21 protein-coding genes are annotated in these 22,541 nt (G+C 57.1%); 6 read left to right on the top strand and 15 right to left on the bottom strand.

The annotated features are described in order from the left end of the window. Nucleotides 1–20 precede the first annotated feature (20 nt). From AC2FJB_RS01400 to acnA, 3 genes are all read right to left on the bottom strand, one after another. Entirely contained in the window at nt 21–722 is a 702-nt protein-coding gene (locus AC2FJB_RS01400) for an SDR family NAD(P)-dependent oxidoreductase (RefSeq protein WP_496718583.1), read from the bottom strand. Between the two features lie 139 nt (nt 723–861). After that, nucleotides 862–2,364 carry a BCCT family transporter gene (locus tag AC2FJB_RS01395; RefSeq protein WP_496671430.1) on the bottom strand — a complete coding sequence of 501 codons (1,503 nt, stop codon included), beginning with the start codon at nt 2,362–2,364 and terminating at the stop codon, nt 862–864. A 118-nt stretch (nt 2,365–2,482) separates the two neighbouring features. Next, nucleotides 2,483–5,173: an aconitate hydratase AcnA gene (acnA, locus tag AC2FJB_RS01390; protein ID WP_496718582.1), complete on the bottom strand. Its 2,691-nt coding sequence runs from the start codon at nt 5,171–5,173 to the stop codon at nt 2,483–2,485. Nucleotides 5,174–5,398: 225 nt separating this feature from the next. Between acnA and AC2FJB_RS01385 the strand changes: the two genes are divergently transcribed. Then, nucleotides 5,399–6,100: a DUF1223 domain-containing protein gene (locus tag AC2FJB_RS01385; RefSeq protein WP_496718581.1), complete on the top strand. Its 702-nt coding sequence runs from the start codon at nt 5,399–5,401 to the stop codon at nt 6,098–6,100. Here AC2FJB_RS01385 and AC2FJB_RS01380 read toward each other — a convergent pair whose 3' ends face one another. From AC2FJB_RS01380 to purB, 4 genes are all read right to left on the bottom strand, one after another. Continuing rightward, a complete protein-coding gene (locus AC2FJB_RS01380; protein ID WP_496718580.1) occupies nt 6,101–7,024 on the bottom strand; it encodes a lysophospholipid acyltransferase family protein in 924 nt (307 codons plus the stop codon). Between the two features lie 137 nt (nt 7,025–7,161). After that, nucleotides 7,162–8,265: a flagellar motor switch protein FliG gene (locus AC2FJB_RS01375; RefSeq protein WP_496718579.1), complete on the bottom strand. Its 1,104-nt coding sequence runs from the start codon at nt 8,263–8,265 to the stop codon at nt 7,162–7,164. Nucleotides 8,266–8,334: 69 nt separating this feature from the next. After that, a complete protein-coding gene (locus AC2FJB_RS01370; RefSeq protein ID WP_496718578.1) occupies nt 8,335–8,877 on the bottom strand; it encodes a tetratricopeptide repeat protein in 543 nt (180 codons plus the stop codon). A gap of 373 nt (nt 8,878–9,250) precedes the next feature. Next, nucleotides 9,251–10,555: an adenylosuccinate lyase gene (gene purB / locus AC2FJB_RS01365; RefSeq protein ID WP_496671415.1), complete on the bottom strand. Its 1,305-nt coding sequence runs from the start codon at nt 10,553–10,555 to the stop codon at nt 9,251–9,253. An 88-nt stretch (nt 10,556–10,643) separates the two neighbouring features. On the opposite strand from purB, the gene AC2FJB_RS01360 reads away from it, so the two are divergent. Both AC2FJB_RS01360 and AC2FJB_RS01355 read left to right on the top strand, forming a co-directional pair. After that, nucleotides 10,644–10,976, top strand: coding sequence for a hypothetical protein (locus AC2FJB_RS01360; RefSeq protein WP_496718577.1), 333 nt, complete (start codon nt 10,644–10,646; stop codon nt 10,974–10,976). Nucleotides 10,977–11,149: 173 nt separating this feature from the next. After that, a complete protein-coding gene (locus AC2FJB_RS01355) occupies nt 11,150–11,710 on the top strand; it encodes a hypothetical protein (protein WP_496718575.1) in 561 nt (186 codons plus the stop codon). A gap of 180 nt (nt 11,711–11,890) precedes the next feature. Here the strand turns inward: AC2FJB_RS01355 and AC2FJB_RS01350 are convergent, their stop codons facing one another. Together AC2FJB_RS01350 and AC2FJB_RS01345 are read right to left on the bottom strand one after the other, a co-directional pair. After that, nucleotides 11,891–12,079 carry a hypothetical protein gene (locus tag AC2FJB_RS01350; RefSeq protein ID WP_496718574.1) on the bottom strand — a complete coding sequence of 63 codons (189 nt, stop codon included), beginning with the start codon at nt 12,077–12,079 and terminating at the stop codon, nt 11,891–11,893. Next, entirely contained in the window at nt 12,080–13,294 is a 1,215-nt protein-coding gene (locus tag AC2FJB_RS01345; RefSeq protein ID WP_496718573.1) for a bifunctional alpha/beta hydrolase/OsmC family protein, read from the bottom strand. A 276-nt stretch (nt 13,295–13,570) separates the two neighbouring features. Here AC2FJB_RS01345 and AC2FJB_RS01340 point away from each other — a divergent pair, with 276 nt between their 5' ends. Then, entirely contained in the window at nt 13,571–13,765 is a 195-nt protein-coding gene (locus tag AC2FJB_RS01340) for a hypothetical protein (protein WP_117868594.1), read from the top strand. Between the two features lie 10 nt (nt 13,766–13,775). Here AC2FJB_RS01340 and dddP read toward each other — a convergent pair whose 3' ends face one another. After that, on the bottom strand, nt 13,776–15,119 hold the full coding sequence (gene dddP, locus AC2FJB_RS01335) for a dimethylsulfonioproprionate lyase DddP (protein ID WP_496718572.1): 1,344 nt from the start codon (nt 15,117–15,119) through the stop codon (nt 13,776–13,778). Nucleotides 15,120–15,242: 123 nt separating this feature from the next. Here dddP and AC2FJB_RS01330 point away from each other — a divergent pair, with 123 nt between their 5' ends. Then, the gene (locus AC2FJB_RS01330; RefSeq protein ID WP_496718571.1) at nt 15,243–15,986 is read left to right on the top strand and encodes a heme-dependent oxidative N-demethylase family protein; all 744 of its coding nucleotides are present in this window, start codon (nt 15,243–15,245) and stop codon (nt 15,984–15,986) included. A 36-nt stretch (nt 15,987–16,022) separates the two neighbouring features. On the opposite strand, the gene AC2FJB_RS01325 is transcribed toward AC2FJB_RS01330, so the two are convergent. The 5 genes from AC2FJB_RS01325 to AC2FJB_RS01305 all read right to left on the bottom strand — a co-directional run bounded on the left by AC2FJB_RS01325 (nt 16,023) and on the right by AC2FJB_RS01305 (nt 20,547). Next, entirely contained in the window at nt 16,023–16,934 is a 912-nt protein-coding gene (locus tag AC2FJB_RS01325; protein WP_254683784.1) for a hypothetical protein, read from the bottom strand. A 197-nt stretch (nt 16,935–17,131) separates the two neighbouring features. Further along, on the bottom strand, nt 17,132–17,920 hold the full coding sequence (locus AC2FJB_RS01320; protein WP_117868598.1) for a lytic murein transglycosylase: 789 nt from the start codon (nt 17,918–17,920) through the stop codon (nt 17,132–17,134). A gap of 66 nt (nt 17,921–17,986) precedes the next feature. Continuing rightward, entirely contained in the window at nt 17,987–18,634 is a 648-nt protein-coding gene (locus tag AC2FJB_RS01315) for an MSMEG_1061 family FMN-dependent PPOX-type flavoprotein (RefSeq protein WP_299894086.1), read from the bottom strand. 126 nt (nt 18,635–18,760) lie between these two features. Beyond that, nucleotides 18,761–20,167: a type I glutamate--ammonia ligase gene (gene glnA, locus AC2FJB_RS01310; RefSeq protein ID WP_117868600.1), complete on the bottom strand. Its 1,407-nt coding sequence runs from the start codon at nt 20,165–20,167 to the stop codon at nt 18,761–18,763. Nucleotides 20,168–20,208: 41 nt separating this feature from the next. After that, entirely contained in the window at nt 20,209–20,547 is a 339-nt protein-coding gene (locus tag AC2FJB_RS01305) for a P-II family nitrogen regulator (RefSeq protein ID WP_117868601.1), read from the bottom strand. 171 nt (nt 20,548–20,718) lie between these two features. Here AC2FJB_RS01305 and AC2FJB_RS01300 point away from each other — a divergent pair, with 171 nt between their 5' ends. Beyond that, complete coding sequence (locus AC2FJB_RS01300; RefSeq protein WP_496718570.1) at nt 20,719–22,320, top strand: NAD(P)H-hydrate dehydratase; 1,602 nt, start codon at nt 20,719–20,721, stop codon at nt 22,318–22,320. The last annotated feature ends 221 nt before the right edge of the window (nt 22,321–22,541 follow it).

Below are 22,541 nucleotides of genomic sequence, written 5' to 3'. Positions count from 1 at the left end.
AAAGCCAAGCGAAAGCGGGTCTACAGGCGATACCCTCCGGTCACGCCCAGAACCTCTCCGGTTACGAATCCCGCCGCGTCCGAGGCCAGAAACCGAACGACGCTGGCGATGTCTTCGGGTCTTCCGATCCGGCCCAGAGCCGTTTCCTTGACGAAAAGCGATGTCAGATCGTCTGGACGGGGGGCTTCGGGGATGTTGATGGCGCCCGGCGCAACCGCGTTGACACGGATGCCCTCCGGGCCAAGCTCTTTCGCCATTGCGCGTGTCCAGAGGTTCAAAGCGGCCTTGCTTGCCCCATAGGTCACGGCGTCGCGCGGTGGCAGTGTCGCGTTCATCGACGAAATGCTGACGATTGATGCGCCGCGGTTCAAATGCGGCAATGCCGCAGCCAGCAACGCGGCGGGGGCCAGCAGATTGAGGTCAAGAATAGCGTGATGGTCTTCAACCCTGAACTCTTGTTTCGGAGTGGAACGAACAAGACCCGCGTTGTTCACAATCACGTCCAGTCGCCCGAAGTCATCGATGACCTTTTCGATGATCTGGGCCGGTTGATTGTCTTTTGTAAGGTCCGACTGAATTGCCAGAACCCCGCCTTTCAGCATTTCAGAAACGGGCTGGCTGGCCAACCAGGTGAAGGCAACATGGTGATCACGGCTCAGGTCTTCGACTATTGCCCTCCCGATCCCACGGGCGCCACCGGTTATCAGTGCAACTTTTTTCATGAACTCAGATGACCGGCAAAGCGCCCAAGATTCAACGTTGATTTTTGCGCTGTCGGAATGCTGTCACTTGCGCAGCAAAATCCAGAGCATTGCCGCGATGAACGCGAAGGTTACAAGATTCATCAGCGTGTCCGTGAGATCACCGATCAGCATTGCGTTGCCCCTCCTCTCTGAGCCCACGGAACAAGCAAACCATCAGCAGGACTGAAATGAAGACAAAGGGCAATGCGCCAAGCGAAATGAGGGTTTTCACCGAGTCCACTGATCCCGAAAGGATCATCGCGACACTCAGCAGCCCAAGCAACCCCCCCCAGATCAGCCGGACGCGCGGCGGGGGATTCTCGTCCCCGCCCGTCGAGAAGGTGCCCAGAACAAATGCCGCACTTACGACGCTGGTTACAATGAACAGAAAGGCGGCCAGTACCGTTGCAAGCGTCGTAATCACAGACAGTGGAAGCCGGTCGAGCAGGACGAAGGTTACACGTTCAATGTTTGTCTGCGTATAGGACAAGAGTTCGCCAGCGCCATTGAGCGCCTCGAACAGGCCAATGCCACCAAATGCACCGAACCAGAGGATTGAAAACAGGGTGGGGGCGAACAACACTCCGATCACGAATTCCCGTATCGTGCGACCGCGAGAGATGCGGGCGACAAAGACGCCCACAAACGGACCCCAGGCGATCCACCAGACCATGTAGGTAAGTGTCCAATCACTGAACCATCTGGTGACGTCATCGCCGAAGAACGTAAAAGTCTGAAAGCCCCTGGGAATGACGTTGGTGACATAGTCCCCGAACCCCTGAACGATGGTATTCAGAAGGTATTCAGTGGGGCCAAGGACCACCGTGTAGGCAACAAGGCCGATTGCGATCAGCATGGCGGCATTGGACAAGCGCGCCATACCTTGACCCAGGTCGATCAGGAGTGCCGGGATATAGGCCGCGACCATTGCCAGAAACACGGCGCCAATCAGAAGGGCGCCGACGGTTTCACGACCGCCCAGAACGGCGATGCCGTCTGCCACCTGAAATACGCCCATGGCCATGGAACCGCCGACACCAATGGCAATGGCGATGATCGCCATGAAATCCGAAAGCCATCCGACACGTTCAGCCCAGCGTTCGCCGGGAAACAGGCTTTTGATCGGCGCGCTGACCATCATCTCGGTGCCGCGCCGAAAACTGAAAAAGGCGATGGAAAGCGCGGTTGATCCGTATATGGCCCAAGCGTGTAAGCCCCAGTGAAAGTTCGTCGCCAGCATGGCTTGTTGCGCCGCGATGAAATCCGGTGCCATACCGTTGATAAAGTTGAAATGGGTCAACGGTTCCGCCACAGCCCAAAACAGCAGGCCGACGCCCATGCCCGCAGAAAACAACATCGAAATCCATGTAGCCGTGGAAAACTCTGGTTCCTCGTCATCCCGGCCAAGGCGAATATTGCCATAGGGTGAAAAGGCCAGAAACAGGCATCCGATCAACATGCCCGAAGCGGCGAGCATCACGAACCAGCCGCGGCTGTGGAAGGTCTGTTGGACGATGCCACTGGCCCAGGTCACCAGACTTTGAATGTCCACGACGCCCCATATCCCGATCACTGCAATTACGCTGAGCGAACACACCAGCAGGGCGTTGGGTTTCTTCATGGCGATTGGTTTCCGTTGATGACCTTGCCTAACAGTTTCAGGTTTTCGAATAAATGACCAGAATACAAAAAACCCCCGGCAGATGGCCGGGGGTTTGAATTGCATGCTTTGCTATCGGTTATGATGCCTTTGCAAGATTGCGCAGGACGTAATGCAATACGCCACCGTTTTCGATGTATTCAATCTCGGGCGCGGTATCGATACGGCATTTCAGGGTGATGGTCTTTTCGGTTCCATCGCCATAAACGATAGTGCAGGGGACTTCCTGAAGTGGCTCGATTGTATCCAGCCCGTGTATCGAAACGATTTCATCCCCCTTCAGCCCAAGGGTTTTGCGGTTGTCGCCTCCTGTGAACTCGAACGGAATGACACCCATACCAACAAGGTTCGAACGGTGGATGCGCTCAAAGCTCTCGGCGATTACGGCCTTCACGCCCAGCAGCGCCGTGCCCTTGGCCGCCCAGTCGCGGCTTGAGCCCGCCCCATATTGCTCGCCACCGAATACCACCAGCGGGGTGCCATTCGCCTGATAGGCCATCGAGGCGTCGTAGATTGACGTCTGTTCGCCGTCCGGACCCTTGGTGTAACCGCCTTCGACGCCGTCCAGCATCTCGTTCTTGATGCGAATGTTGGCGAATGTGCCGCGCATCATCACCTCGTGGTTGCCGCGGCGTGAACCATATGAATTGAATTCACGCGGCTGAACCTGACGTTCGATCAGGTACTGGCCTGCGGGCGAAGTCGTCGCGAATGACCCAGCAGGTGAGATGTGGTCGGTCGTGACCATGTCGCCCAGAATGGCCAGAACCTTGGCGCCTTCGATGTTGGAAATCGTGCCCGGATCATGGCTCATATCCTGGAAGTAAGGCGGGTTCTGGATATAGGTCGATGTCGGTGGCCAGTCATAGGTTTCTGCATCAGTGGTTTCAACCGATTGCCATTTTTCGTCCCCTTTGAAAACGTCGGCGTATTTCGACTGGAACGCTTCGCGTGTGACGGTCCGTTCGACCAATTCCGCGACCTCGTGTTGGGTAGGCCAGAGGTCTTTCATATAGACGTCATTGCCGTCCTTGTCCTGTCCGATCGGCTCGGATGTCAGGTCAATATCCATGGTGCCCGCCAGCGCGTACACGACGACCAGAGGCGGCGAAGCCAGATAGTTGGCCCGCACATCGGGCGAGATCCGACCTTCGAAGTTGCGGTTGCCCGACAAGACCGAGGTGGCGACAAGATCGCCCTCCGCAATTGCCTCCGAGATTTCTTTCTGGATTGGCCCCGAGTTGCCGATACACGTGGTGCAGCCATATCCGACGAGGTTGAAGCCGATCTTGTCCAGATCCTCCTGCAGGCCTGCGGCCTCCAGGTAAGCGGACACAACCTGCGAACCTGGTGCCAGCGAGGTTTTGACCCAGGGTTTGCGATCCAGACCCAGCGCGGCTGCCTTGCGCGCCACAAGGCCCGCTCCGATCATCACATAAGGGTTCGAGGTGTTGGTGCAGGAGGTGATCGAGGCGATCACGACCTTACCCGATTCCATGCCATAGTTTTCGCCTTTGACCTCAATCTGTTTGCCCATCGGGCGCTTGAAGGTCTCGGTCATTTCCCTGGTGAAAGCAGCTTTGGCGTCGGTCAGCGCGACATAATCCTGCGGGCGTTTGGGCCCCGAGATCGCCGGAACAATAGTGCCCATATCCAGGGACAGGGTGTCGGTGTAGATCGGCGCGTAGTTCTCGTCACGCCAGAAACCGTTTTCCTTGGCGTAGGCTTCAACCAGAGCGACACGATCTTCGTCGCGCCCTGTGTTGCGCATGTAGCGCAGCGTTTCGCCGTCGATTGGGAAAAAGCCACATGTTGCACCGTATTCCGGTGCCATATTGGCGATGGTCGCGCGGTCGGCCAGCGGTAGACGATCCAGACCTTCGCCGAAGAATTCAACAAACTTGCCGACAACGCCTTTTTCGCGCAGCATTTCCACGACTTTCAGAACCAGGTCGGTGCCGGTGGTGCCTTCGACCAGATCGCCGGTCAGTTCAAAGCCCACGACTTCGGGGATCAGCATCGAGATTGGCTGACCCAGCATTGCGGCCTCGGCCTCGATCCCGCCAACACCCCAGCCCAGAACGGCCATGCCGTTGACCATGGTGGTATGGCTGTCAGTGCCAACCAGAGTGTCAGGATAGGCGACTTCGTCGCCGTTCTGGTCAGTATCGGTCCAAACGGTCTGTGCCAGATATTCAAGGTTCACCTGGTGGCAGATACCGGTGCCGGGGGGAACAACACGGAAGTTGTTGAACGCGCCCTGACCCCATTTCAGGAACTGGTACCGTTCCATGTTGCGTTCGTATTCGCGGTCCACATTCATCTGGAACGCACGCGGGTTGCCGAATTCGTCGATCATGACCGAGTGGTCGATGACCAGATCGACCGGGTTCAGCGGGTTGATCTTTTGCGCGTCGCCGCCCAGCGCCTTGATGCCGTCCCGCATCGCGGCCAGATCCACAACGGCCGGAACGCCGGTGAAATCCTGCATCAGTACACGGGCCGGACGATAGGCGATCTCGCGCGGGTTCTTCCCGCCTTTGGCACCCCATTCGGCAAAGGCTTTGATGTCATCGACCGAGACCGAGAACCCGTCATCCTCGAACCGCAACATGTTTTCCAGCACTACCTTGAGTGCGGCAGGCAGTTTGGAGAAATCGCCCAGGCCCGCCTCTTGCGCGGCGGGGATGGAATAATAGGAAATGGATTTACCATTCACGCTCAGACTGCGGTGCGTATTGGCGGTATCCTGTCCGACTTTGATGGGCATCTGTGGCCTCCCTCTCAAATGACTTGGATTTTAGGATTTGCTGAGTGTTATCTGCATCACCAAGGCCCCGTGTTCAAGGTCGAACAGGCGTTGAGAGGTAAATTTGTATACTATTGTACACTTTTTTCCTTGAGGGCGTGTGTCAATGTCTCAAGAAACCTTGATTGGCCGTTGAGCGTCAAAGCAGCTATCCCTGAGACCCAACCGCTCAACCCGAGAGTTCTCATGTTCAGATCCATTGCATTGACCACCGTGTTTTCCTGTTTTGTGGCGGCACAGGTCGCGGCCGAGGAAGACCCGGTGGTGGTCGAACTGTTCACGTCTCAGGGGTGTTCATCCTGCCCGCCGGCGGATCGGATCATGCATGATCTGGCCAAGCGGGACGACGTCATAGGGCTGGCTTTGCATGTCGACTACTGGGACTATATTGGCTGGAAGGACGAATATGCAGACCCTGATCATACGCTCCGGCAGCGGGCTTATGCCCGCGAGGGGGGGCGATCGATGATCTACACACCGCAGATGGTGATCAACGGGCAGCACGATATTGTCGGGGCGCAAGCCCGGGAACTTGATCAATTGATCGAAGCGCATCTGAAAGCAGCACCCGAAGCGTCGGTGACTGCCATTCGCTCAGCCGATGTGGTGACAGTGGATGTCACTCCAGTTGAGTTGCCGAAAGAAGAAACCTACGACGTGCATGTCGTTCAATACTCACCTATGCGGCACGCATCGATCCGTCGTGGAGAACTGGCCGGGCACGAGTTGGACTATGCCAATGTCGTTGAGGCCTGGCAGATTGCAGGGCAATGGGATGGAACTACACCGCAAACATTCGCGGTTCAGCTTGGTTCAGATTTGCCGGCTGTCATTCTGGTGCAAAGGGCAGGTCATGGGCCGATTGTTGCCGCGACCCGAGTCAAATGATCAGGGCATCTCTTCAGGCTTGATTCCCAATCCATTCCAATGCTTCCAGCGTCGGTGAATCCAGAACCATTGCCCCATATGCCGCCGTACCATCTTTTCCAGATCGTCGTTGGTGAATTGGGTCATCGTTTTCGGGTCCGTATGTGGCACCGGTTCATGCAGAACGATCTCAAAATCGATGCCGTTGGGCTGCCGTACCGCGTAACACGGAATCAGCTCGGCTTTGTATTTTATCGCCAATTCGGCGTTCAGCACGGATGTCACGGCGGGTTTGCCAAAAAACGTCAGCTCTTCACCGCCCATTGCGTGAAGATCGGATACGATGGCAATGATCCCGCCCTTTTTCAGCGAGCGCACCATTTCGACCATTCCGCGCCGTCCCTGTTCGAACATCGGGGCGCCTGTCTTGTAGAAGGCTTCGACATAAGCGTCGTTGAAATACGGGTTGGCCATCCTCCGATACAGGCAGCCGATGGGCTGACCGCTGTAGGTTTGCAGGGCGACACGCGCGGCAAGGTAGTGACCGAAATGGGCCGTAATCATCATGACCGGACGACCCTCGGCAATAGCCGCGTCAAACGCTGCGATACCTGGTCCTGAAATCTTGGCCTTGCTCTGACGTTCGATAAAGTCTTCCGGGGAAAAATGCTCCATGATCGCACGACCGGCATTGTCCGGCACATCGCGGCAAATCTGCCTGACTTCGGCTTCAGGCAAGTCTGGGCACGTCAGCTTCAGATTTCGACGGACACGTTTGCGAAACCCGACAACAGGTGCCAGAAACCGCACGATGGCGCCCATTGTTGCAATACGCCGTTCGTAGGGAATCATGCGCATAATGCCGATGACCCCCTGTAGAAACAGATTGGCGACATAGTATTTCCCAAGCTCAAACCGGCTGAGCTCCGACTTTTCAACGGGCATGGAGGTGTCTCACCGCGTGTTGCGAATTGCTGAGACAGACATACAGCCCGATGCCTGCAAGCTCAAGCGCCCAGGCGGGCAGAATGCCTGAACCTGCATCAGGTGATCGGACAGCGCAAAACTCCTGGTTTCACATATCAGGCCGTATCTTCCTCATCATCTTTTTCGATCAGAGTAATTGAACCGGCGTCGACCAGAGTGCGAATGGCGGCAACGACCTGTGTCATGGCGTCTTCGGCCTCTGTTTGCTTGACACGACCACGTTCGGCCATTTCCTCGCGCAGATTGTCGGCCATGCGGGACGAAATGTTTGACAGAATGAATTCAACAGAAGCCTTGTCATCATCATCAGCGGCGGCGCCCGCCAGCGCCGTGACAAGAACCGTCTGTTCCACTTCGCGCAGGATGGCGGGAACATCGCGGGCAGCAATGCGGCTTGAGATATGGGCAAAGGTGAAGATCGACTGGCGCACCAAATCCGCAAAATCGGCGTCGTCCTCGTCCAGTGCGTTCAACAAGTCGTCTCGTGTAGTGGCCGGCGACTGATTCAGGATCGCGCCGACCCTCGCGCCGGGACCATTGTCGAAAGCCTGAGCAGGCTGCTGATCCAGTTGCGCGGCCAGCGACCAGCCAATGCGCTCAACCGCTTCGGGGGTGACATTTGATGTTTTCGAGATGGCATAGGTAATTCGTCGCGCAACCGGGCCCGGCATGCGGCCCAGCATCTGTGCCGCCTGTGCGGTATCCATTTTTGAAAGCATGACAGCCGCCACTTCGGTGCTTTCCGCCTGAGCCATGGCCGCCAGATCCTCAATGGGTGCGTCACGCAAGCGTTGCCATGGATCGCCGATCTGGCGCACCCCGGCGAGCTTGCGCAGGCGCGCGGCAGTCGATGGTGCGATCTTTCCGTTCACCGCGTCCAATGCACCTGCAAGCCCATGTGGAAATGCCAGCCCGATGTTGTCCAGAGCATCGCTGAATTCCTGGGCCACTGCGCCCAGAGTTGCGCGATCCACTAGGCCCATTTGCCCAAGCTGATGGGTCAACGTCTCTTGCAGGTCGTCGGGCAATTCCTCAAGTGGAATATCGGCGCCTTCGTTCAACAGAAGGCGCACGACAACGGCCGCTTTTTGCCGGCCGGTCAGTGTTCCCGGAACAATTTTCGGCGCGCCGTCATCCCCCGCAGCAAGAGGGGCTGACCCCCCATTTGCCATTTGTATCAATGCGTTTGTGTCCTGCATCTGCCCGTAGTGCCAAAAATTCCGAACCACGGGCAGATTAGAGAGAGTCGGGTTAAATAACCCTGAAGCTCAGTAGTTGTAGGTCAACCCTGTCCGGATGGCGTCGCGCAGGGACGCCTCGGCCCACGTTCCTTCGCCGCCACGGGCTTTGATCTCGCGCCATTGCTCGATTGCCAGATCGGTTTTGCCTTCGGCTACAAAGCCTTGCGCCATGTAGCTGCGCGCCAGAAGATTGTCGGGATTGGCATTGATGGCATTCTGATAAAAGGCGTTCGCCAGCTCCAACTCGCCCATCTTGCGGTAGGTAAAGCCCCAATAGGTCAGCACGCGGTCATTGTCCTGATCCATGATCCGCAGGATATCCTGAGCGTGCCCATACTGCCCGTCATAGGCCAATTCGCGGACGGCATCGTATAGCTGATCATCCGATAGATTGGTTTTGTTGGGTTTGACGCACCGACCTCTGGATTCGTCGTAGACCCGACCGAACAAACACTTCTTGGTCGTATTGGTCGGTTTCGGCGGGCTGCTGCTGTCGCCGCCTGCGGCATGGACCACGGGGGCAAAGGCGAAGGCTTGCAAAGCAAGGGCTGAAGCTAACAAAAGGCGCATAATCCTACTCCGTTCTCGGGGCTGCTCTCAAAATCAAAGTGCGATCTACAAAAAAGCTAACAGTTGAACGGTTGCATTTATTCACAAGTCGGACAGAAATTCGTCAGCTGTTGACCGATTTCGTGCAGCCTTGCGTTTCAGTGTCCCAGGTTGTGCCCGGTGCGCAGGATTGCGTCTGTTTGGAATGCGCGCTGCATGCAAGGCCGGCAGATGCCACGCAAATAAGTGCAAGTGAGCAAAGAACGGTACGGATCATGGTGCCTCTCCCCAAAAGATCGTCCACAGAATAGCCGATTTCGGGCGGTCTGGCAAAAACAAGGCCCGGCCTGCGCATTGCAGACCGGGTCGTGCGAACGGGGCGTCGACACGTACCTTATTCGCCGAATACCCGGGCGAAGATCGTATCAACGTGCTTGGTGTGATAGCCGAGGTCGAATTTCTCTTCGATTTCTTCGGGGCTGAGCGCGGCAGTCACATCGGCGTCCGCCAGCAGTTCCTCTTTGAAATCGGTGCGGTGTTCCCAAACCTTCAGCGCGTTGCGCTGGACCATGGCATAGGCATCCTCACGGCTGACCCCTGCTTGGGTCAAGGCCAGCAGAACCCGCTGGCTCATGACAAGGCCGGGGAATTTGTTCATGTTTTCCAGCATGTTTTCGGGGAAGATCAGCATCTTGTCGATCACGCCAGTCAGGCGGGCCAGCGCAAAATCCAGAGTGATCGTGGCATCCGGCCCGATCATGCGTTCGACCGACGAGTGCGAGATATCGCGTTCGTGCCAGAGGGCCACATTCTCCATTGCCGGGATCACAGCTGCGCGCACCATGCGCGCCAGCCCGGTCAGATTCTCGGTTAGCACGGGGTTTTTCTTGTGCGGCATGGCCGAGGAGCCTTTTTGCCCCATCGAGAAGAATTCTGCGCCCTCCAATACCTCGGTCCGCTGCATGTGGCGGATTTCGATAGCGATGTTTTCGATACTGCTGGCGATGACGCCAAGCGTCGCAAAGAAGGCCGCGTGCCGGTCGCGCGGAATCACCTGGGTGCTGATCGGTTCGGGCACAAGACCCAGTTTGTCACAGACATGTTCCTCGACTGCGGGATCGATATTGGCGAAGGTGCCGACGGCGCCGCTGATCGCGCCAGTTGCGATTTCCGAACGGGCATCGCGCATGCGGGACAGGTTGCGGTCCATCTCGGCATAGAACCGGGCAAAGGTCAGGCCCATTGTCGTGGGCTCTGCGTGGATACCGTGGCTGCGACCGATGCGTACCGTGTCCTTGTGTTCAATCGCGCGGCGCTTGAGCGCTGCCAGAAGCCCTTCAAGATCGGCGATCAGGAGGTCGGCCGCGCGCGTCAGCTGGACGTTGAAGCACGTGTCCAGCACGTCCGAGCTGGTCATGCCCTGGTGCACAAACCGGGCCTCTTCACTGCCAACATGTTCAGCGAGATGGGTCAGGAAGGCGATGACGTCATGTTTGGTGACGGCTTCGATCTCGTCGATGCGGGCGACGTCGAATTCCACATCCTTGGCCTTCCAAACGGCTTCTGCATTCTCACGCGGGATCACGCCCAGATCGGCCATGGCATCGCAGGCGTGGGCCTCGATTTCGAACCAGATGCGAAACTTGGTTTCGGGCGACCAGATGGCAACCATGTCAGGGCGGGAATAACGGGGAATCATTGGCGGCAGCACCTTTTTGTGATTGGGATGAGGCGTTGGCGCGGGGTTTAGCCGCCTGTGCGCAAGGGAACAAGATGTGAGAGCAGGTATGAGACGGTTTGCCCTGTTTTTCGCCCTTTGGCCGGGTGTTTTGGTCGCCGGAGACTTCCAGAAACTGTCCGGAGAGGAAATCCTGACGACCTTGGCGGGCAAGAAGCTGGAATACGGCGCGGGTGTTTGGCAGGTTTTTGAAGCCAGCATGACCACGCAGTATTTCTCGGGCGGGCCCAGTGTCGGGCGCTGGGCGGTGAGAGGGGATCAATACTGCTCGATATGGCCACCTGCCGATTTGTGGGCTTGCTACGACGTCTGGCGAAATGGGGAGGCGATCCGTTTCGTTGATGATGCGGGCGGCCAGACCGTCGGGGTCTATGCGAAATAGATATCATGCGTTTGTCTGCAAGTTGGGGTGCGATGCTTGCAAAAGTCAGACAACATGTGTGGGAAACGGCAATACCTGAACGTGGTTTTCTTGGGTCTTTGCAACGCAGTGCTGGACAAGTCGCTCTTTCAGGGGTCAAGCTGAAGGCGAAGAAATTATCAGGTTATTGAGATATGCGTTTTTTATCATCTCCAATTCTTGCCGCTTGCGCCGCTGTCTGGCTGGGTGGGGCAGGATCAGCATTGGCCGACACTCCGGTGACATATACCGATGATGGTCGCGCGCTGTTTCGGTTCGACGTGCCCGATTTCTGGGTGCTGCGCACAGGCGGCCCGCGAGAGATCGAAGACACCGGGTTGGATGATCCGCGTGCGGTGGCACGGGTTATGGGGCTGCGTCCCGTAACGGACGATATGGTCTGGATGGGCTTTGTTTCGCCTGCCGGAGTTGCAACCATCCAGGATGGTGTCCGGTACTTGCAAGATATCGACAAGTTTCTGGTTAAAGACCCGACCATCACCAGCACCAGCGACACCCGCATCGGCGGGTTGCCCTCCCGGGTCTATCGCGGGACCGGGCGCAGGGATGGCAAGGGAGTGAGCTTTACGGCCACCATCATTGACTTGCCGCGCAACCGCGTCGCCATAGCCGTTGCTATTTTGCGAGACGGGGCAAACCCGGATTATGCAGACGATCTGAATGCCGTATTCGCGTCGTTCCAGTCGCTTCAGTGAGGGGCGGTAAGATGAGCTTTAGACTGATCAAACGGATTTCCCTCGCATTGGGGCTGGGGGCTGCGACTTTGTCGCTGTCGGCCTGTGACGGTGTAACAGTTGGCGTCGGATACGGGTATGACCCGTTCTATGACTCGATGCTGTGGAACGATTACTACCGCCGTGACATCAATGTGGATATCAATCCACCGGACCGGCCAAATCGTCCAGATCGACCAACGCGCCCGGATCGTCCGAAACCACCGGTTGCCAAACCGCCTGCGCGGCCAAGGCCCCCAACGGCACGGCCACCTGCCGCGCGCCCGCCGATACATCGGCCATCGCCACGCCGCTGATGGCATGAGGGCCGCCAGTCTGGCGGCCTTCCATTCAAGGAAGAAGTTCGGTTGTTATATGTGCCGAGCCTTCGAGTGTCCGGTGAACCGGACATTTGTCTGCGATCTCTAACAAGCGCTGTTTTTGTTCCTGATCAAGCGGGCCACTCAGGCGGATCTTGCGGCGGAACTGATCCACTTTGCCCTCATTTGCCAAACCGGCATCCTGAGCATGAACTTTGTCATGGCAAACATCGACGCTGACACTGGTCAGTGGCCAGTGTTTGCGTCGCGCATACATTCTTATCGTCATGGACGTACAGGCGCCGAGACCGGATGAGACAAAGCCATAGGGCGACATGCCCTTATCCGTGCCGCCATAAGACACCGGTTCATCTGCAACTGCATGATGGTGCGGACCTGCCTGAATATCCTGCATGAAGCCATTCAGATCCGCCTCTGTCACGCGAACGACACCTTCCGGTGCACCAGGAGGTGGCGCAGGTGGGCAAAGTTTCAGATAGCGCGAGACCCAAGCCGAGATGACATCCGCGGCATATTCAGCGTCAGAGGCCCGCGTGATCAGGTGATCGGCATCGTCGAGGGTGACGAAGCTTTTTGGGTGCTTTGCCGCCAGAAAGATGGTGCTTGCGTTGTCGATACTGACCGTTTCGTCCCGTGGGGCGTGCAGGATCAGCAGAGCGGCCTTGAGATCAGCGATCGAGGCAGACAGGGCCGATCCCGCAATGTCGTCCACAAACGCTTTGCCAATTCGAAACGGGCGTCCGCCCAAGGTAACCTCGGCGCTGCCGTCCTGTTCGATCTGGGGCAGGGCATCCTCAAAATGATGGGACACATGAGAGGGATCGGCCGGTGCGCCCAAGGTGACTATGGCCTTAACCGTCGGAATTCCGGCACGCGCCCGCAAAACCGCTGCGCCGCCAAGCGAGTGACCGATCAACAGGGCAGGGGCCATGTTTCGTCCGGCCAGATATTGCGCGGCCGAGATCAGATCCTCGACATTCGAAGTGAAGGTGGTGTTGGCGAACTCTCCTTCGGAGTGACCCAGGCCGGTAAAGTCGAACCGAAGCACTGCAATTCCCATGGCCGCCAGACGGGCCGAAATGCGCCGGGCCGCAGGTATGTCCTTGGAGCAGGTGAAGCAATGGGCAAACAGGGCCGTCGCAAGGACCGGACCATCCGGCAAATCCAGCCGCGCGGCCAATTGGCTGCCGTCATGTCCGGCAAAAGTGATGCGTTCCGTGGGCATGTCGGCTCCTTGAGCGGTTCCGGGAAACATCCCCAATACTGTGTTCAAGGCCGCCGGGTCACAACCCTTATGTCAAACGCGTCACGTGAAGGTGAGAACGAAGCGAGCGGTTTGCGATCTGACAGATGCCTGAGGTGAGTGGCAGAAGCGGTCGTAACTCTGGGGTAGGTTGGAGGAACTTCAAATATTGTGATGTTTTCTGCAACAAACATTCATTTCACTTATGATACTGCCAGGCCCATCTACTGACCACAGCAATTGATAAAGGAGACACAGATGACACATGCAGACGCCGCCGCACACCTTCCCAAGATACTTCCAGGTACAGTCCTGGCGATTGTTCTGGCTGGCCTTTTGGGCTTCGCCGTCGGGCAGTCCCGGCCCGTTGTCTTCAGCGGGCCTCAGGATCAGGTAAGTCCAACTGTCGAAGACTGGCACGGCAACGTTCGCCGGTCGCATTGGTCAGAATGAGGCTTTGGCCTCAATCGAGTCCCATCAATCGGGCATCGAAGGGGTATTTCGTCAGGTTTTCATATCCGTCTTCGGTTATGAGAACCTGGTCCTCCAATTTGATACTGAAATCGCCGCCGACTTCGCCCACGCAGGCCTCGACACACAAGACCATTCCAGGTTCCAGCGGATAATCGTAAGCCCCCTCAACCGCCTTGTCCGGATAAGCAACCAGCGGCCATTCATCGCAAAGGCCGACGCCGTGCATCAGGCAGCCATATTTCTGCGCCTGAAACTTTTCGTCCAGCCTGTGGGAATTTGCAGTCAGTTCAGGGATCATCACGCCGGGTTTGAGCATTTCCATATTGGTCATGATGTGCTCATGCGCGTGTTGCATGGCGTAGATCATGTCTTCGCGCGGATTCTGATCGCCAATCCACCAACTGCGGGAAATGTCGACGCAAATCCCGTAAGATCCAATAAGGTCGGTGTCGAACGAGATGATCTCGTTCTGCTGGGTGATCCGTGGGCCGCATTCCTGAAACCAAGGGTTGGTCCGCTGACCCGAAGCCAGCAGGCGGGTTTCGATCCACTCTCCACCACGCTTGATGTTTTCGGCGTGAAGAACAGCCCAGATATCATCTTCTGAGGTCTTGCCATCGCCAACATTGGCACGGGCAAAATTTTCCATTTCAGCAACGGCAGTTTCGCAGGCATGGCTGGCGCAGCGCATGGCGAGGATTTCGTCGGGCCCTTTGACGGCGCGGGTCTTTTCGGTCAGCTCTTCGCCTTCCATGATGTCGAACCCCTGCGCCTCAAGCGCGCGCAATCCGTGCAGCATGATTTTGTCGACAGCCAGACGCTTGTTGCCGCCGCTGTGTTCTTCAACCAGCATGCGTACCTCGTTCGAGAATACATCCGCGGCCACGTCAACCTTGTCGCCCCGGTCAAAGTAAAACAGGTCAGCGCCAGAGCGCTGCTCGCGTACAAGTGGGTTGAAGGTGCTGAGGAAGGGTGAGTTCTTGTAATCCCAGATCACCATATAGCCATCCGCACACAGCAGGACCGCCCGAAACGGATTGTGGGTGTTCCACAGCTGCATGTTCGTGCTGTCGGTGGCATAGCGTATATTCAGCGGGTCAAAAATCAGCAAGCCACCAAAGCCGCGGTCCACGATGGCCTGCGTCAGCCGCTTCCAGCGGTGTTCCCGCATCCGTGCCAGATTGGGAAGCTCCAGGCCCGCAGCAGCCCATTCGTCAAACGCAAGCTGCGTCGGCCCAATCTCGATCCTGTCATTTTCGTTTGGCGTACCATCGCCCAACGTCGCGCCTTGGCTGGGGTCAATCTTGCGCGTGTCTCGGTAGTGCTGGTTCATGGCTGGCCTCGTTGCTTGTTCCAACTACAATTCATCTGCCGGAAACAATCGTCTGAGAAAAATGCGACGGCGAGGTTGTCGTTTTCGACCGACAAGAAAAGCTGCGCGTGCTAAGCCACTGGTATGAAGCGTATTCTACAAAACAAAATCCCATATGATGTCGGCAACCCACGCGCTTTGCCGGGTATTCAACCTGCAACCATGGAAAGCTGGCTGCATCAGGATGAGGCCTTTGCCGACCAGATGCAGCGCCGCGAGGAAGTGTTGGCTGAGCGGCGTGACGACGTTCTCGCGCTCGATCCTCAGGCCAAGCCTGCTGCCGTGGAATTACTGGATCTGGTGCTGATGCAGATCTATCCCACGGCCGGTGCAGAGGTCGTACGACCGGACGGTGTATCAGTCGCGATCGACCGGGATCGTTCGCTTGATACGCTGTGCAGGCTGGTACAGGAGGATTTTTGCATCCTGCAGAAACGGGCAGATGAACATGTACTAACGGGTGCCATACTGTGTTTTCCCGCCAGTTGGCGTTTGTCTGAGAAATTCATGCGACCGCTGATTGATATCCACGTACCCGTGGAAAGCTATGATGCCAATCTCGCGAAGCGGGTGCAGAGGCTATTTGACGGTATTCAACCCGGCCGCCCGCTTTGGCGCTTCAATGCCCTGTGGTACGAAGACCCGGAGCTTTTCCAGCCTCGCAGTGCCAGTGAGCCGCGCGAAATACGGGACCGGCGTCAGGCGTCTTATCTGCGAAGCGAGCGGCAGACGTTATTGCGTTTGCCGAAAACCAACGCGGTCGTGTTTTCCATCCACACATACGTTCTGGCCGCAAACGCGATCCCGGAAACGGAAAACCCCGCCTGATGGCGGGGCCTCCTAGGAGGGTCTTCGGTAATTCTTTTACATGCCCAAGGCGCCAGCTACATCTGCTAACGCGTTACTAGCGTTCAGCGCGAAAATGGCGAAAGTGAACACAAGCACCTGTGTGTTGAGGCGGAAATCCTCGCCCCGGATCAGGTTGACTGCGGCCATCGATACGGCAATCGGTGCCGAAACGCTGGCCAATACTCCGGTCATGCACCAGCTGCTGAGACGGAGGATGTCGCTTGGCCTGTCATCTTCCTCGGTGATGGCAGCGCCGGGTTCATTCTGGCCTGGCAGGTCGGCTTCGTCGCTTCGAAAAGCGATGCTGAGCAATTGTTCATCCGTCAGTTGAATCGGACGCGCGGCAGGAGCAAGAGGGGCGCTGATCGCGTCATCCTGTTCCGTCTGTTTCACCCCGGCGAACTGTCCGGTCAGTGACTGAAAGATTTGCTTGCGGTCCCGCGTTGCCCTGCTTGGTGTCAGCGTGTCAAAGGCGCTCATGAAATGCTCAACGGTAAGAACCGTGTGCGGTGATAACCATTCGACCCGCCGGGTCGAACAGATATCGACCATACGATACAGTGTAACCACCAGCATCAGTTCGGATATCTCGGCGTCATCCAAAAGTGGCGAGACTGGCGTGATCGTTAGTACCAATCTGTTTTGCGGATGCGACACGCGGGGCCTTGCCATGGTTTTCAACCCCGCGGCGCGATCCATGCGCTCGTAACGGTCTTGCTGTTCGGAGGCGCCGGTATCCAGAGTCATACGTACAAGATACTGGCTCGAGACGATGCTGGCCTCGGTTGCGCTGAGCAGGGTCTTGCGTTCGACCAGATGACCGTAGTCTTCCAGCGTCGTGGCAACGATAGATCCAAAGCGCTCTATCGCGCCGGTTGCGTCGCCGTCAAATTGCAGGCCGCCATGGTAGCTGTGCTTCCGAGCCACTGCCCCGTCCTTTATTACGTTCTGTTAGCTAGAGGCTAGCACCTCTTCTTGGAGAGAATTGGGCGAAAAATGCAAAAAAGTGAAATTTCCCGGCGATTGGTTACGCTTTGGAAACCAAGCAACTCAAGGCTTTTGTTTGTCACTGTGGCGGAAATGTGGCGAAATCGGGCGCAGCACGTGTTGCCGGTGCGGCGGGGCTATTTGTCGATTCGGGCGCCCATGATTGCGATGGATTGCTGATAGACAGAGGCTGCATTCCACTGCTGCAAGACGCGATAATTTGGTTCTCCGGGTTGATAGCCGCGCCCTGGCTTCCACCCTTTCTTTCGAAGAAAATTAGCGGTTGAGGCCAGTGCATCCGTCATGTTGTAGAAATCCACGCGCCGGTCCCCGGTGGCATCGACACCATAGGTCAGGGCGTTGCCTGGCAGGAATTGTGTGTGGCCCAGCTCGCCATGTTTTGCCCCTTTTGTCGCCATCGTAATGCTGCCCATGTCGACCAGTTTCAGTGCCCCAATTGCGTGGGGAATGAAGAACTCGGATCGGCGACAATCATAGGCCAGTGTTGTGATTGCGGAAACAACCTGACTGTCGCCCATGAAATTGCCAAAGCCGGTTTCCATGCCGTGAATGGCGATCAGAACGCCGGCAGGTACACCGTATTGCCGCTCAAAGGCTGCATAGTAGTTCGGATTGGCGGCTTTGCGTTTGCGGCCCTGTGCGACAATTGTATCGGCCCCCCGAACTCGCATGAATTTGTCCAGCGAGTATTTAAAGCTCTTCTGATTGCGATCCGCAGCAATCGTCCGCGAAGCATACTGTGTCTGAGACAGCGCTTGCAGCCCCTTCTTTTTTACCCCCGCCTTGCGTGCCTGTTTGGCAAAATCTGCCTTCCAAGCCTCGAACCCTGCGCTGGTGTTCCCGCAGGGTGCGGCCAGAACCGGAGAGGTCAGGGAAAGGGCAAGAATGGTGGCTAGGCGAAACATGGGCGCAATCCGATGAAATTAAAATCTGCGGTTAGCCTAGCGTGGGCTGCGTCTCGGGCAAAGCGGTTAGTAAAGGTCCAACTCGCCCTTTTTCCTTAACGTTTCGAACCATTCCTCAGGGGTGGCCTTGATGTGGGCGTGTTTCACCATCATTGCATTCATGTTTGGCAGGTTGGTCGAGTCCGGCCAGTCTTCGGGCTGCCACAGGTGCGAGCGGATCACACATTTCGGACAGTGTGCGAATGCAGTCTCGACATGAATGAGCAGGGCAAGTTTGGGTGGGTGTTCGTCAACGGCCATACTATCCAGCAACTGGGGGGCGGTACAGATGCGGGCTGTGCCGCGAATGCGGAGCGTCTCCATCTTGCCTGGAACAAGGAAGATTACACTGACGCGCGGGTCCTTCAGAACATTGTGGAACGTATCCACGCGTTTGTTGCCCGGTCGATCGGGGATCGCGATCAGCGTATCGGACAGCACCTGAACAAAGCCGGGCGGGTCGCCACGGGGGGAAACATCAAGGTGCCCGTCCGGGTTGGCCGATGCGATCAGGCAAAACGGTGAGATCGCGATGAAATCGCGGCACATCTGATCGAGTGAGGACAACTCCTTGGCAACGATCTGTGGCAGCGGATGGCCAGAGATCCGTCTCAGTTCCTGTTCGGATGTCACAAGGTTTGAGAATTTCGAGAAAGGTGAAGTATTGCCAGGCATGCTGTTGTCTCCGATCGGGAGTTTTCTCACCAGTCTGTTGGAACAAAGGCGGTGCGTCAAATCTTGTGGGCGGAAATGACAAGGGCGCCCAAACGGGCGCCCTGACAATTCGTTCCAGTACTCAGCTTAGCAGCTGTAGTACATACCGTACTCCACCGGGTGCGGCGTGTGCTCGTAGGTTTCCACCTCTTCCATCTTCAGTGCGATGTAGCCGTCGATCTGGTCTTTGGTGAACACATCGCCCTGAAGCAGGAAGTCGTGATCGGATGCCAGAGCTTCCAGAGCCTCGCGCAAGCTGCCGCAGACGGTCGGGATGTCAGCCAGTTCCTCGGCGGGCAAGTCGTACAGGTTCTTGTCCATCGCCTCGCCGGGATTGATCTTGTTCTTGATGCCGTCCAGGCCGGCCATAAGCAGGGCGGCAAACGCCAGATAGGGGTTGGCTGCCGGATCGGGGAAGCGCGCTTCGACACGTTTGGCCTTGGGGCTTTCGGTCCATGGAATACGCACACAACCTGAACGGTTGCGTGCCGAATAGGCGCGCAGAACAGGGGCTTCAAACCCGGGGATCAAGCGCTTGTAGCTGTTGGTCGACGGGTTGGTGAAGGCGTTCAGGGTCTTGGCGTGTTTCAGGATGCCGCCGATGAAGTACAGCGCCTCGTCCGACAGGTCGGCGTATTTGTCGCCAGCGAACAGCGGCTTGCCATCTTTCCAGATCGACATGTTCACATGCATGCCGGTGCCGTTGTCACCTGCGATCGGCTTCGGCATGAACGTGGCCGATTTGCCGTAGGCGTGCGCGACGTTGTGGATGACGTACTTGTACTTCTGCAACTCGTCGGCCTGCTTGGTCAGGCTGTCGAAGATCAGGCCTAGCTCGTGCTGGCACGAGGCCACTTCGTGGTGGTGCTTGTCGACCTTCATGCCCAGGCGTTTCATGGTCGACAGCATTTCCGAACGCAGGTCCTGGGCTTCGTCGATGGGGTTGACCGGGAAGTAGCCGCCCTTGACGCCCGGACGGTGGCCCATGTTGCCCATCTCGTATTCGGTGTCGGTGTTCCACGACGCATCTGTTGCATCAACTTCGAAGGATACTTTGTTGATGCTGTTTGAAAAACGAACGTCATCAAACAGGAAGAATTCAGCTTCGGGGCCCATGTAGGCAACGTCACCGATACCGCTGGACTTCAGGTAGGCTTCGGCTTTCTGCGCGGTTCCGCGCGGGTCGCGGCCATAGGCTTCACCGGTGTCGGGTTCAACGATCGAGCAGTGCAGACACAGTGTCTTTTCAGCATAGAACGGGTCGATATAAGCCGATGTCGTGTCGGCGATCAGTTTCATGTCCGAGTTTTCGATCGACTTCCAGCCTGCAATGGACGAGCCGTCAAACATGAAGCCTTCTTCCAGGAAGTCTTCATCGACCAGATCGACGTCCACCGTCACGTGCTGCAGCTTGCCGCGCACGTCAGTGAAACGGATGTCGACATAGGCGACGTCTTCTTCGCGGATTGTATTGAGAACTGCGTCTACGCTCATTCCCTTGGTCCTTCTGATAGATGTGTCAGTAATCTTGTGGGTTATAGTGCGTCCGAGCCGGTTTCACCGGTCCGGATACGAATGGCTTGGTCGACGGGGGACACGAAAATCTTGCCGTCTCCGATCTTGTCGGTTTTGGCGGCCGACACGATGGCCTCGACGGCGGCGTCGACCTGGTCGTCGTCCAATACGACCTCGACCTTAACCTTGGGCAGAAAATCGACGACATACTCGGCGCCGCGATACAGCTCGGTATGGCCTTTCTGGCGACCGAAACCCTTGACCTCGATGACGCTGAGGCCCTGGACGCCCACATCCTGCAATGCCTCTTTCACTTCGTCCAGTTTGAACGGCTTGATGATCGCTTCGATCTTTTTCATCCCGGTTCACCTTGAATGGTTGTCTCAGGGGCAGTGATCACGTCTAAGATCGGGCGGCAATGTGATTGCGATATCGTGCGGGTTGGAACGCTTGGAAAAACGGCTTGGCGCTAATTTTTGAGCGATATGCACAAAAAGTAATCAAAATGGAATCGAGCGAGGGGTGAAAGGATGGAATTGCTGACAGCGGCACAGATGCGGACCATCGAGCAAGCCGCCATCACATCCGGTGAGGTGACCGGTCTGGAGCTGATGGAGCGGGCCGGACAGGGTGTTGTTGACGCGATTTTCGAGGAATGGCCGGTGTTGGACAGGCGAGGGGCCAGCCCCTCGCGCTCCCCGGGGTATTTGGGGCCAGATGAAGAGGATTCGCTGCGCGCAGTGGTGCTGTGCGGACCAGGCAACAACGGAGGTGACGGGTTTGTTGTGGCGCGGCTTTTGCAGGAGCTGGGGTGGGAGGTTGAGGTGTTTCTTTACGGGAACCCGGAAAAGCTGCCACCGGATGCGCGAGTGAATTATGAGAGATGGGAAATAAAGAACGAAGTTCGCGTATTCGCCGTCGACCCCGCCCCGTTAGAGGATGATTTTCTTCGGTTTCCGAATGAAATTGACCTGGTAGTCGACGGGGTTTTGGGCACGGGTCTCACCCGACCATTTGCCTGTGTGTTTTCCATGTTGGCCAACGCACCGGCTAGAACCCTGCTGCGAGATCGAGGCGTAAAGGTCGTCGCAATTGACGCGCCAAGCGGCTTGTGCGCCGACAGTGGTCGCATTCTTGGCAATGCGATAGTTGCAGACTTGGCGGTGACGTTTCATAGCAGAAAGCTGGGGCATGTGCTGGGTGATGGTCCGGTAACCTGCGGAACGGTACGAACCAAGTCGATTGGCCTCGAAACATGGGAGGACAGTCAGATCGTTCACATGGCCCATCCCGACAGGATGAAGCTTTTGAAAGCTTCGGTCGACCACAAATATTCGCATGGCCACGCTTTGATCCTGTCCGGAGGCTCGGGCAAAACAGGTGCTGCGCGATTGGCGGCGCGGGGGGCTTTGCGGATTGGGGCGGGTCTGGTGACGCTGGGCGTGCCCCCGTCAGCGCAGACGGAAGCGGCCAGCCAGATCACGGCCCTCATGTTGCAGCGGGTGGACGGGACCGATGATTTGTCCGAAATACTGGAGGATACGCGCCTGAATGCGCTTTGCCTGGGGCCTGCGCTTGGATTGGCGAGGGCGCAGGCACTTGTGCCTATGGCCTTGGCCGCACGGCGGGCAACCGTGTTGGACGCGGATGCTCTGTCAGCCTTTGCCGAGGATCCCGACACCCTGTTCGCGCATTTGCACGGCAAATGTGTACTCACCCCGCATGGCGGGGAATTCGCCAGGTTGTTTCCGGATGTTGCCGGGGAGATGAACGCGCACCCGACCAAGGGACCGGCGTATTCCAAGGTGGACGCAACGCGTGCTGCTGCAAAACGAGCTGGGTGCGTGGTTCTGTTCAAGGGTCCGGACACGGTGATCGCTGCGCCAGACGGACGATGCGTGGTCAACGCGGCCGTATACGAAAGAGCGGCCCCCTGGCTGGCGACCGCTGGGGCCGGCGATGTGCTTGCAGGATTCATCGCAGGTCTGCTGGCGCGAGGTTTTTCGCCGATACATGCGGCGGAAACTGCGGCGTGGTTACATGTGGAATGCGCGCGCCAGTTCGGGCCGGGTTTGATCGCGGAAGATTTGCCGGAACAGGTGCCGGACGTTTTGAAAAAGTTGAATATCTGAGTGGGTTGGGCGTGGAACGGCTCAATTCACGGCGAGTCGGCGGAAATCCGCCGTCAAGGTCCGCGTCAATGCAGACCGAATGTTTGCCAGACGCATAGCCGGAGGCCACAATTCACTTGCACAATTTGCTGTAAACTTGTGAAAAGAATCGTAACTGTATGATTTATAATGTTAAATGGTCACGCATTCGATGAGATCTGTTGCGAATTTGCAATGTTTGC

This window comes from Ruegeria sp. CDSC085, assembly GCF_059610465.1.
This window is presented reverse-complemented; position numbering and strand designations above follow the sequence as displayed.